We start from the raw sequence: 11,322 nt of genomic DNA on the forward strand, positions 1-11,322 counted from the left end.
GGGGCCGGCGGCGGCGAGAGGGTGCTTGGGATCAACGAATCCGGGGTACCGGAGGTCTCATGACGAGTATGGGGCAACTTGTCGGGGACCGTTACCGCCTGGTCGAGAGCATCGCCAGCGGCGGCATGGGGGACGTCTGGCGGGCTGTCGACGAAACCCTGGACCGCTGTGTGGCGGTCAAGATGCTGCAGGCTCGGCTGGTGAGTGACGCCGGCTTCGGCGAGCGGTTCCGCCGCGAGGCGCGCGCGATGGCGGCCCTGCGTCACCCCGGAATCGCCCAGGTCTACGACTACGGTGAGGTGTCCCGGTCCGGAGAGCCGGTGCTCGCCTACATCGTGATGGAGTGCGTGCAGGGGCAACCCCTGTCGGAGCGGATCGCCGAGGTCGGCCCGCTGGACGTGGCCGAGACGATGTCGATCGTCGCGCAGACCGCCCGTGCCCTGCAGGCCGCCCACGACGCCGGCGTCGTCCATCGCGACGTCAAGCCCAACAATCTGATCATCGAGCCGGACGGGCACGTCGTACTCGTCGATTTCGGGGTTGCGGTGACCCAGGAAGCGGCGAGCCTGACCGGAACGAACCAGGTCGTCGGCACGGCCCTGTACATGGCGCCGGAGCAGGTCTCGAAGAACGAGACGACACCGGCGATCGACATCTACGCGCTGGGCGCGGTCGCCTACCACTGCCTCGCCGGTCGGCCCCCACACCAGGGCGAGAACGCCGTCGCGGTGGCGCTGCGGCACCTCGAAGAGGAACCCGCGCCGCTGCCCGACGGCATTCCGGCGGAGGTACGGCGGTTGGTCGCCACCGCGATGGACAAGCAGCCCTCCCGCCGATTCCCGACGGCGGCGGCCCTGGCCGCCGCGGCGCAGACCCTCGCCGGCGGGTCCGACCAGCTCGTCCGGACCGTCGGGCTGCCGGCGATCGAGGCGGGTGCGGAGCACCCGGCCGGGCGGCGGCCAGGTGTCGGTGCCGCGCCGAGCCGGACGGCCGGTGCGGGGCATCGAGGGCTCGCGGTGCTGCTCGGAACGTTGGCCGCGGGGGCTGCCGTACTGGTGCTCGCCGATCCCACAGGCATGAGGTCCGGCCCGACCGGGCGACCCTCGACGCCTCCCGCCGTGTCGCCGTCGGTGGCGCCGCCACCGGGGGACCACGGCCCCGGTGGTGGCGGCGGCCAACCGGCCACGCGCGGCTCCGGGGGCGTGCCGGTTCGCGCGTCCGGATCCCCGACCCCGACGGCCTCCCGTCCCGCGGGCGAGGGGCCGGCGGGCCAGTCCGCGCCGTCTGACGACAGCGGGCCCGCCACCTCCGCGCCCGCTGCCTCGGAGAGCGCCGATGCGGAACCGACGGCAGACCCGACGGGCGACACGACTGCGGCACCGACGGAGGAGTCGACGGGCGGACCGGCGGAGGAGTCGACGCAGGGGCCAGCGGCGGACCCGCCCGGGGACGCGGCGGGGAGCCCGACCGAGGGACCGAGGGCGGGGGAGTCGGCAGCCGGCGAGACCACGGTGCCGCAGGGCTGACAGGCGGCGGCCACGAACAGGATGGCCGATGCGTCCTTGTCGACGGCCAAGCGGTACGCGGACGCGCACTGGCGTGGCGGCCGGAGCCGCCACGCCAGTGCGGTGCCGTCAGACGTCGACCGGGCCGTCAGACGTCGACCGGCCTCAACTGGTACGGCAGGTGACCGTCGGCCAGTTCCAGTTGCCGTTGGCCATGACCGTTATCCCGAAGTTGTTGCCGTTGCCGTTCGGTGTCGCGGTGACGGTGCCGCTGGTGCCGCTGACCGAGGCGTTCCAGCTGTTCTGGATGCTCTGACCGCCGCCCAGGCCGAGGCTGACGACCCAGTTGTTGGTACCGCTGACCGCGACGTTCAGGTTGAACCGGTCACCCCACTGCTGACCGGCGGAGAGCGTCGCGTTGCAGCTACCGGTCCCCGGATTGCCGGTACCAGGGTTGCCGGTGGTGGGCCCGGAGGTCGGGTTGCCGCCACTACCTTCCCGGACGGTGACGTCGGAGCTGCCGCTGCTCTGGTAGCCCTCGGTGGCCATGATCTGGTAGCTGTGGTTGGTGCCGAGGTTCAGGCCGGCGCGGGCCCAGGCGTCGAAGTGGTTGGCGGTGGTGATGGTGCCACTCGAACGCTTCTGCTGGCGGACGCTCCAGTACTGGTAGAACGTCTGGTTGCCGTCGATCGACGGGGCGTTGACCCGCTGGCTGCGGAGGATGTCGTAGGTGCCGCCGTCGGTGGTGACAGTGCCCATCCGCTGGGCGCCGCTGCTCGGGTTGTAGCTGCCGAAGTTCTCCACCACGTAGTACTCGATGAGCGGGTTGCGCGTCCATCCGTAGAGGGCGAGGTAGGTGTTGTTGTTGCCCGGGTTGTAGTTGGCCGAGTAGCTGACCGTCCGTCGCGAGCCGGTGGCCCAGCCCTTGCCGCCGACCCAGTTGTTGGTGCTCCTGTCCCAACTGCTGGAGTAGCGGCCGTCGGCGCGCAGCGTCATGCTGGCGTTGCCGCCGTCCTTCCAGAAGGAGAAGTAGTAGCCGTTGTGCGTGCCGGTGAGGCTCGAGGTGAGCGTCCGGTCGGCCTCGGCGTACGCGTTGGTGGCCGTCATCGTGCCGGCGACGGCCAGGACGGTGGCGCATGCGGCGCCGAGGAGCAGCCGCATGCGGCCACGCCTTCTCGGCTTGGTGTGGCTGGTGTCGGTCATGTAACTGTGCCTCCTGGTGACGGCTGGCGGGGGCCAGCGGCGCGGTACGCCTCGGCAGGCTGCCGGTGGTCGGGTAACGGCCACGGCGTCGTGCCGCGCGGTGGTGGTGGGCCGGTCGTCCTGCGCGACGACCGGAGGAGTGGGTCGCGGTGACTGGTGCTGACGGCGATTGAGCCCCGTCGATGGCGACCGTATTAACCCGGTCGTCGACTTGTCAACAATTTTCGGAAACATGGCCGCAATCTCGCGGTGGCCGACGATCTGCCGCAGGGCGATGTCTCGCCAGGTCAGTAGTCGATCAGAAGTCGTGGCGCAGGTGAGGGAATCGGGATGCTCGACGAGGCGGCCAGAAGTCTGCGTCCGGAAACTTCCGGAGACTTTCCGGACCGCTTCCCCCGACGGACGGAGGACGCGTGCCGGCCGGTTGCCCGGTCAGCGCCGGAGGCCGTTGAGCCGCGAGGCCTGGCGGGTCAGGTGGTCGCGCTCGGCCAGGTTGGACGCCTTCCGGGCCGCCTCGGCGTACAGCCGGGCGGCCGTCGCCACACTGCCGTCGCGCTCGTGCAGGTACGCCGCGACCGCCGTGAAGCGGGGCAGTGCGTCGTCAAGCGCCGCGAGCGCCGCGAGACCGGCGCGCGGACCGTCGGCCTCGCCGACGGCCACCGCGCGATTGAGCCGGACGATCGGGCTGTCGGTCAGCCGCGCGAGTTCGTCGTACCACTCCACGATCTGCACCCAGTCGGTCTCCTCGGCGGTGGGCGCGTCGGCGTGCAGGGCCGCGATGGCGGCCTGGGCCTGGAACTCGCCAAGTCGGTCCCGGGCGAGGGCCGCCTGGAGGATCTCGACGCCCTCGGCGATCGACGCGGTGTGCCATCGGCCGCGGTCCTGCTCGGCCAGCGGCACCAGGTTGCCGTCGGGCCCCTTGCGGGCGGCGCGCCGGGCGTGGTGCAGCAGCATGAGGGCGAGTAACCCCGCCACCTCGGGGTGGTCGATGGCGGCCGCGAGCTGCCGGGTGAGCCGGATGGCCTCGGCGGCGAGGTCGACGTCGCCGGAGTAGCCCTCGTTGAAGACCAGGTAGAGGACACGCAGCACGGTGGCGACGTCACCGGGTTGGTCGAACCGGACTCCGGAGACGGTGCGCTTGGCCCGGCTGATGCGCTGCGCCATGGTCGCCTCCGGGACCAGGTAGGCCTGGGCGATCTGGCGGGTGGTCAGCCCGCCGATGGCGCGCAGCGTGAGCGCGACCGCCGACGACGGCGTCAGCGACGGGTGGGCGCACAGGAAGTAGAGCTGGAGCGTGTCGTCCACCGCCGGGGCGGGGCCGGGCGGGGGTTCCTCGTCGACGAGGTCCTCCCGTCGGCGGCGGGCCGCGTCCGCCCGGGTCGCGTCGAGGAACCGGCGCCAGGCCACGGCGACCAGCCAGCCCTTCGGGTCCCGTGGCGGGTCGGCCGACCAGACGCGGACCGCCTCGACCAGTGCGTCCTGTACGGCGTCCTCGGCCGCCGCGAAGTCGGCTCCGCGGCGGACGAGGACGCCGAGCACGCTCGGCGTGAGGCTCCGGATCAGTGCCTCGTTCACTCGGTGATGGTGGGCGGCTCGGTCAGGAACGGGCGCAGCTCGAGCCACTCGTGGATCGGCCTGCCGTCCTTGCCGGGGGCGGCGGACAGCTCCCCGGCCAGCTCGACGGCGCGTTCGTAGCTGTCGACGTCGATCGTCATCCAGCCGGCGATGAGGTCCTTGGTCTCGGCGAACGGGCCGTCGGTGACCGGCGGGCGACCCTCGCCGTCGTAGCGGACCCAGGCGCCGTCGGGGGCGAGGGCCTGGCCGTCGACGAACTCACCGGTCTGCTCGAGCCGTGCCGCGAAATCTCTCATGTACGCCACGTGCGCCGAGATCTCCTCCGGCGTCCACTGGTCCATGGGTACGTCGTTGACCGCGGTCGGGCCACCGCGGTAGTGCTTGAGCAGCAGGTACTTCGCCATGGTGTTCTCCTCGGTGCGGGTGCGGCCGTTCGTGGCCACGTTCACCCCGGGGACGGAGCCGGTCGCCGGTTCTCGACATGGCCGCCCGGATTATTTTTACTCTCGCTGCGCAGCGCGGGTGAAACCGGTCGACACGACGGCCTGGAAACCGGCCGAAACTTGATTGGTTCCAGAATAGTGAGCTAGTGTTCGCCGGGTGATGTCCGACTTCGAGGCGCAACTGCGGGCCGCCTCGCTGCGCGTGACCCGGCCCCGACTGGCGGTGCTCGCGGCGTTGCGCGACCATCCGCACGTCGGCACCGACGCGGTGATCGCGCTGGTCCGGGCGGATCATCCCACGGTTTCCCACCAAGCGGTGTACGACGTGCTGCGTGTGCTCACCGACGCTGGTCTGGTGCGGCGTATCCAGCCGGCTGGCGCGACCGCCCGCTACGAGTCCCGGGTCGCGGACAACCACCACCATGTCGTGTGCCGCTCCTGCGGCGCGATCGCCGACGTCGAGTGCGCCGTCGGCCACGCCCCCTGTCTCACCGCCTCTGTCGATCACGGCTTCGTGATCGATGAGGCGGAGGTCGTCTACTGGGGCATCTGTCCCGACTGCGCGACCGAACGCACGCCCCAGAGATCCGCAAGCTCGGAAGGAAGCACATGAGCGACACCCAGGACAACGGCCCCACCAGCGCGCAGGGCGTGGACCAGAAGGCAGCCGCCGGTTGCCCGGTCGCGCACGACTCGGTGACCGCGCACGGCAGCGAGAGCGAGAACCCGGCGATCGACTCGCCGACCCCGAAGACCGGCGGTCGTCCGCGTACCAACCGGGACTGGTGGCCCAACCAGCTCGATCTCTCGGTGCTGCACGCCCACTCGTCCAAGGGCAACCCGTTGGGGGAGAACTTCAGCTACGCCAAGGAGTTCGCCAAGCTCGACGTCGAGGCCCTCAAGCGGGACATCGTCGAGGTGCTCACCACCTCGCAGGAGTGGTGGCCGGCCGACTTCGGCCACTACGGCGGCCTGATGATCCGGATGAGCTGGCACGCCGCCGGCACGTACCGCATCCAGGACGGTCGCGGTGGGGCCGGCGATGGTGGTCAGCGTTTCGCGCCGCTCAACAGCTGGCCGGACAACGCCAACCTGGACAAGGCCCGGCGGCTGCTGTGGCCGGTCAAGCAGAAGTACGGTCAGCAGATCTCCTGGGCCGACCTGCTCGTGCTCGCCGGCAACGTGGCCCTGGAGTCGATGGGCTTCAAGACCTTCGGCTTCGGCTTCGGTCGCGAGGACGTCTGGGAGCCCGAGGAGATCTTCTGGGGTCCGGAGGACACCTGGCTCGGCGATGAGCGCTACGCCTCCGAGAAGGAGATGACGCCCGACGTCGGGTCGACCGAGATGGGTCTCATCTACGTCAACCCGGAGGGCCCGCGCGGCAACGCGGACCCGGCCGCGGCGGCGCACTTCATCCGCGAGACCTTCGGCCGGATGGCGATGAACGACGAGGAGACCGTCGCTCTCATCGCCGGTGGTCACACCTTCGGCAAGACCCACGGTGCCGCCGTCGCCGACAACCACGTGGGCCCGGAGCCCGAGGGTGCCCCGATCGAGGCCCAGGGCCTGGGTTGGCTGAGCACCCACGGCAGCGGCAAGGGCGCCGACACGATCACCAGCGGTCTCGAGGTGACGTGGACCGACGTGCCGACGCAGTGGAGCAACCGCTTCTTCGAGATCCTGTTCGGCTACGAGTGGGAGCTGACCACCAGCCCGGGTGGTGCGAAGCAGTGGGTCGCCAAGGACGCCGAGGCGATCATCCCGGACCCCTTCGACCCGGCGAAGAAGTACAAGCCGACGATGCTCACGACCGACCTGTCGCTGCGCGTCGACCCGGCGTACGAGAAGATCTCCCGCCGTTTCCTGGAGAACCCCGACGAGTTCGCGTTGGCCTTCGCCAAGGCGTGGTACAAGCTGCTGCACCGCGACATGGGCCCGATCGAGCGTTTCCTCGGGCCGTGGGTGGCCGAGCCGCAGTTGTGGCAGGACCCGGTGCCGGCCGTGGACCACGAGCTGGTGGGTGACGCCGACATCGCCGCCCTCAAGGACAAGGTCCTCCAGTCTGGTCTCACGACCGCCCAGTTGGTCTCCACCGCCTGGGCGTCCGCCGCGAGCTTCCGCCACACCGACAAGCGTGGCGGTGCCAACGGGGCGCGGATCCGGCTGGAGCCGCAGCGCAACTGGGAGGTCAACCAGCCCGAGCAGTTGGCGACCGTCCTGACCGCACTGGAGGGCATCCAGCGGGAGTTCAACGAGGCCGGCGGCGCGAAGATCTCGCTCGCCGACCTGATCGTGCTGGCCGGGTCGGCCGCCGTCGAGAAGGCGGCGCGTGACGCCGGCGTCGAGGTGACCGTGCCGTTCCGGCCGGGCCGCACCGACGCCACCCAGGAGCAGACCGACACCGAGTCGTTCCGGGTGCTGGAGCCGCGGGCCGACGGTTTCCGCAACTACCTGCGTCCGGGTGAGAAGACCCAGCCGGAGGTGCTGCTCGTCGACCGCGCCTACATGCTCAACCTGACCGCGCCGGAGATGACCGTCCTCGTCGGCGGTCTGCGGTCGCTCGGCGCGAACACCGGTGGCAGCCAGCACGGTGTCCTCACCGACCGGCCGGGCGTGCTCACCAACGACTTCTTCGCCAACCTGCTCTCCCCGGGCACCCGGTGGAGCGTGTCGAAGTCCGACGAGCACGTGTACGAGATCCGCGACCTGGCCACCGACGAGGTGAAGTGGACCGCCACCGCGGTCGACCTCATCTTCGGGTCCAACTCGCAGCTCCGCGCCCTCGCGGAGGTCTACGCCAGCCAGGACGCCCGCGACAAGTTCGTGGCCGACTTCGTGACCGCCTGGACGAAGGTCATGGAGCTGGACCGGTTCGACATCGCCTGACAGTCAGACACCGACGAGCCCCGGTCGATCGCTAGTGGATCGGCCGGGGCTCGTCGGCGTGCCGCCACCTACCCGGCCGGGTTCGCGGGACCGAGAATCACCGCGTGGGAGTGCCGTCGTGGAGGCGATGGCTCGGCACTCGACGGGCGTCCGACCGGACAGTTACCCTTTGCCCCCGGACCCATCGATGTGAGGAGATGCGATGGCGCGTCGCACCGGCCGGCCTTCCTACCTGTCCGACTCCGCCGATGTGGGTCGTCGCCGCACCGCGCGCGTCGTGGCGGTCGCCGGGGCGATCGCACTGGTCACCGCCCTGGTGGGCGGGCTGATCGGCTACCAGGTGGGTCGACCGGACGCCACCGAGGCGTCCATCGCGTCCATCAAAGAGGCCGAGGCGAAGCGGGACGCTCAGCAGATCGTCGAGCTGACCGAGACTGCCCGCCGGGTCAGCGGCCAGATCGCTCCCATCCTGACCGCCCTCAAGGCTGATGCGTCGGCCGGCCGCGCGCCGGATCCGGAGCAGGCCAAGCGATGGCAGGAGAGCATGCGGGAAGCCGCCAAACCCTTCGCTGACCCGCCCTCCGGGACCACCGCCACGAACGTGGCGCGAGGCGGGCTGCGCGGAGCGATCCAGCAGGCCGGCCTGGCCGTCGACTCCTACGCGCTGGCGGCCAGCGTGCCGGCGGCGCAACGTGCGGCCCTGTTGGACATCACCGCGCGGCAGGCGGCCGAGGCCGTGACGAGCTGGTCGGTCGCCGCGACCCAGCTTGACCAGGTGAGCGTCGACGCCGGCCACGGCCATCAACACGTGTTCCTCACCACAGACCCCGAAGGCGCGGCCTTCACCCCGGACGGGGCGGCCGAGGGCACCGGCGGTTGATGCCCTGTTGCTGCTCGACTGTCGGATTCTCCAACGGCTGGTGCGTGGTACACCGGTCGAGCGATCCGGCGCGATCTGGGACCGGCGCGCTGAATCAGGTACCGTCGCCTGTCTCAAGTCTCAGCACCAACCTGGCTTCCGGTGACCGGTGAGCCGAACCGGAGGGACACAGCCGTGAGGTTCCAAAGCGCTGTTCGGCAGGCCGGACTCGTCGTGGCGGTCGCCGCCCTCGCCGTGACCGCGGGTTGCGCCAAGAAGGACGACAGTGAGGTCCAGGCGAGCGGGGTCAAGCTGGTCGAGGCGGGCAAGTTGACCGTCTGCACCCACCTGCCGTACCCGCCGTTCCAGTCCAAGGACGCCAGTGGCACGGTGACCGGCTTCGACGTCGAGATCATGGACCTGGTGGCCAAGGACCTGGGCGTCCAGCAGACGATCATCGACACCCCGTTCGAGGGGATCAAGTCCGGTCAGGACCTGAACACCGGCAAGTGCGACGCGGCAGCCGCCGGCATGACGATCACCGCGGAGCGGCAGAAGGTGATGAACTTCTCCGACCCGTACTTCGACGCCACCCAGGCGATGCTGGTGAAGACCGGCAAGCCGTACAAGACGCTCGACGACCTCCGGGGCAAGAAGCTCGGCGTCCAGGCAGCCACCACCGGCCGGGACTACGCCAAGAGGTTCGAGGCGGAGAAGGGCCTCAAGCTCGTCGAGTTCGAGGACCTCGCCGCCCAGCAGCAGGCCGTCGCCAACGGCCAGGTCGAGGCCGCCATCAACGACCTGCCGGTCTGGAGCGAGTACCTCAAGAAGAACCCGGGCGGTTTCCAGGTGGCCGCCGAGTTCGACACCGGCGAGCAGTACGGCTTCTCGGTGAAGAAGGACGGCAACCCGGAACTGCTCAAGAAGATCAACGAGGCGCTGGCCAAGGCCAAGCAGGACGGCACCTACGACACGATCTACGAGAAGTGGATCGGCAAGCGGCCGAGCGCGTGATCGAAGCTCCCAGCAGCAGGGCGCGCGTCTCGCGCGCCCTGCGCGTCGGTAACCTCCGGGAAGGCAACGAGCGAACGTGAAGCTGCGACGTCGCCAGCGGGAGCGGCTGTCCCTCGGGCTCCAGTACCTGGTCTTCATCGCCATCATCGCCGCGGTGCTCTTCGCCGCGGACTGGGACAGGTTGGCCGACGCGTTCTTCCGCGTCGACATCATCAAGTCGATGTTCCCGACGATCATCACCGTCGCGCTGCGCAACACCATCCTCTACACGCTTGGCGCGTTCGCCTTCGGCCTCGTGTTCGGCACCATCCTCGCGCTGATGCGGCTGTCCCGGGTGGCTCCGTACCGCTGGCTGGCGACGGCGTACATCGAGCTGTTCCGGGGGTTGCCCGCGCTGCTTGTGCTCTTCCTCGTCGGGTACGGAATCCCGATCGCCTTTCCGGAGCGGGAGATTCCGGGCGGGGTGTTCGGCTCGATCGCGATCGGTCTCGGCCTGACCGCCGCCGCGTACATGGCGGAGACCATCCGGGCCGGCATCCAGGCCGTGCCGAAGGGGCAGATGGAGGCGGCCCGCACCCTCGGCATGTCGCACTTCACCGCCATGCGCACGATCGTCATTCCGCAGGCGTTCCGGATCGTGATCCCGCCGCTGACGAACGAACTCATCCTCCTCACCAAGGACTCGTCGCTGGCGTACGTGCTGGGTGTGACGGCGCAGACCATCGAGGTCACCAAGTTCGGTCGGGACATGCTGAACGACCGGGTGAACGCCACGCCGCTGCTGGTGGCCGGTCTGGCCTACCTGATCATCACCCTGCCCCTGTCCCAGGTGGTACGCCGCCTCGAACTCCGCTACGCCAAGGCCCGGTGACCCGCATGACGAGCACTGCACCCCAAGCGGCCGTCGAGATCCGCGACCTGCACAAGTCCTTCGGGTCGCTCGAGGTGCTCAAGGGCATCGACTTCGAGGTCGGCCAGGGCGAGGTGGTCTGCGTGATCGGGCCGTCCGGTTCCGGTAAGTCGACGCTGCTGCGCTGCGTCGACCTGCTGGAGGAGCCGACGGCCGGCAGGATCTGGGTCAACGGGGTCGAGATGACCGACCCGGACGTCGAGATCGACGCGGTGCGCCGCGGCATCGGCATGGTCTTCCAGGCGTTCAACCTCTTCCCGCACCTGACCGTGCTGAACAACCTCACCATCGCGCAGCGCCGGGTGCTGCGGCGCGGCCGGGCGGAGGCCGAGCGCATCGCTCGGGCCAACCTCGACCGCGTCGGGCTGACCGACAAGGCGGACGCGTTCCCGGCGCAGCTCTCCGGCGGGCAGCAGCAGCGGGCGGCGATCGCCCGGTCGCTGTCGATGGAGCCGAAGCTGATGCTCTTCGACGAGCCGACCTCCGCGCTCGACCCGGAGTTGGTCGGCGACGTGCTCACCGTCATGCGCAAGCTGGCCGAGGACGGCATGACGATGATGGTGGTCACGCACGAGATGGCGTTCGCCCGCGACGTCGCCGACCGGGTGGTGTTCATGGACGGGGGCGTGGTGGTCGAGCAGGGGCCGCCGCAGGAGGTGCTCGGCAACCCGAAGCACGAACGGACCCGCGCGTTCCTCTCCCGGGTCCTCGACCCGACCCGTGTCGCGCAGCTCGGTCAGCCCGACCAGTCGCCGGAGCCGCCGCAGGCGCCGGGCCTGCCGGCCGACGACCGCCACCAGCTCTGACGATCCCTCCCGTACGTCTGCCCGCCGGGCTGCCTCAGCGCTGAGTACCGACAGTGGGTGATCACCGCCTACACGCTGGCCTTCGGCGGGCTGCTGCTGCTGGGCGGCCGGATCGCCGACT

The 11,322-nt window shown here is 70.2% G+C and carries 10 protein-coding genes; 7 read left to right on the top strand and 3 right to left on the bottom strand.

Annotated elements, in window-relative coordinates:
* The first annotated feature begins 59 nt into the window (after positions 1-59).
* Positions 60-1,526: a protein kinase gene (locus AB0F61_RS14795; RefSeq protein WP_357808946.1), complete on the top strand. Its 1,467-nt coding sequence runs from the start codon at positions 60-62 to the stop codon at positions 1,524-1,526.
* 144 nt (positions 1,527-1,670) lie between these two features.
* Here the strand turns inward: AB0F61_RS14795 and AB0F61_RS14800 are convergent, their stop codons facing one another.
* From AB0F61_RS14800 to AB0F61_RS14810, 3 genes are all read right to left on the bottom strand, one after another.
* Positions 1,671-2,708 carry a glycoside hydrolase family 11 protein gene (locus AB0F61_RS14800; RefSeq protein ID WP_357808948.1) on the bottom strand — a complete coding sequence of 346 codons (1,038 nt, stop codon included), beginning with the start codon at positions 2,706-2,708 and terminating at the stop codon, positions 1,671-1,673.
* Positions 2,709-3,140: 432 nt separating this feature from the next.
* A complete protein-coding gene (locus tag AB0F61_RS14805; RefSeq protein WP_357808951.1) occupies positions 3,141-4,283 on the bottom strand; it encodes a sigma-70 family RNA polymerase sigma factor in 1,143 nt (380 codons plus the stop codon).
* The gene (locus AB0F61_RS14810) at positions 4,280-4,687 is read right to left on the bottom strand and encodes a YciI family protein (protein WP_357809003.1); all 408 of its coding nucleotides are present in this window, start codon (positions 4,685-4,687) and stop codon (positions 4,280-4,282) included. Before AB0F61_RS14810 ends, AB0F61_RS14805 begins: the two co-directional genes overlap by 4 nt.
* 196 nt (positions 4,688-4,883) lie before the next feature.
* On the opposite strand from AB0F61_RS14810, the gene AB0F61_RS14815 reads away from it, so the two are divergent.
* From AB0F61_RS14815 to AB0F61_RS14840, 6 genes are all read left to right on the top strand, one after another.
* On the top strand, positions 4,884-5,339 hold the full coding sequence (locus tag AB0F61_RS14815) for a Fur family transcriptional regulator (protein ID WP_357808953.1): 456 nt from the start codon (positions 4,884-4,886) through the stop codon (positions 5,337-5,339).
* Positions 5,336-7,612 (top strand): catalase/peroxidase HPI, encoded by a 2,277-nt coding sequence (gene katG, locus AB0F61_RS14820; protein WP_357808956.1) that lies wholly within the window; start codon positions 5,336-5,338, stop codon positions 7,610-7,612. Before AB0F61_RS14815 ends, katG begins: the two co-directional genes overlap by 4 nt.
* Before the next feature lie 202 nt (positions 7,613-7,814).
* Positions 7,815-8,492, top strand: a complete 678-nt coding sequence (locus AB0F61_RS14825) for a hypothetical protein (RefSeq protein ID WP_357808959.1) — start codon at positions 7,815-7,817, stop codon at positions 8,490-8,492.
* Positions 8,493-8,666: 174 nt separating this feature from the next.
* A complete protein-coding gene (locus tag AB0F61_RS14830; RefSeq protein WP_357808962.1) occupies positions 8,667-9,485 on the top strand; it encodes a basic amino acid ABC transporter substrate-binding protein in 819 nt (272 codons plus the stop codon).
* A 76-nt stretch (positions 9,486-9,561) separates the two neighbouring features.
* Positions 9,562-10,356 (top strand): amino acid ABC transporter permease, encoded by a 795-nt coding sequence (locus AB0F61_RS14835; protein WP_355031342.1) that lies wholly within the window; start codon positions 9,562-9,564, stop codon positions 10,354-10,356.
* A 5-nt stretch (positions 10,357-10,361) separates the two neighbouring features.
* On the top strand, positions 10,362-11,201 hold the full coding sequence (locus AB0F61_RS14840; RefSeq protein WP_357808965.1) for an amino acid ABC transporter ATP-binding protein: 840 nt from the start codon (positions 10,362-10,364) through the stop codon (positions 11,199-11,201).
* Positions 11,202-11,322: the final 121 nt, after the last annotated feature.

The organism is Micromonospora sp. NPDC023888 (assembly GCF_040639415.1).
Taxonomy (GTDB): Bacteria; Actinomycetota; Actinomycetes; order Mycobacteriales; family Micromonosporaceae; genus Micromonospora.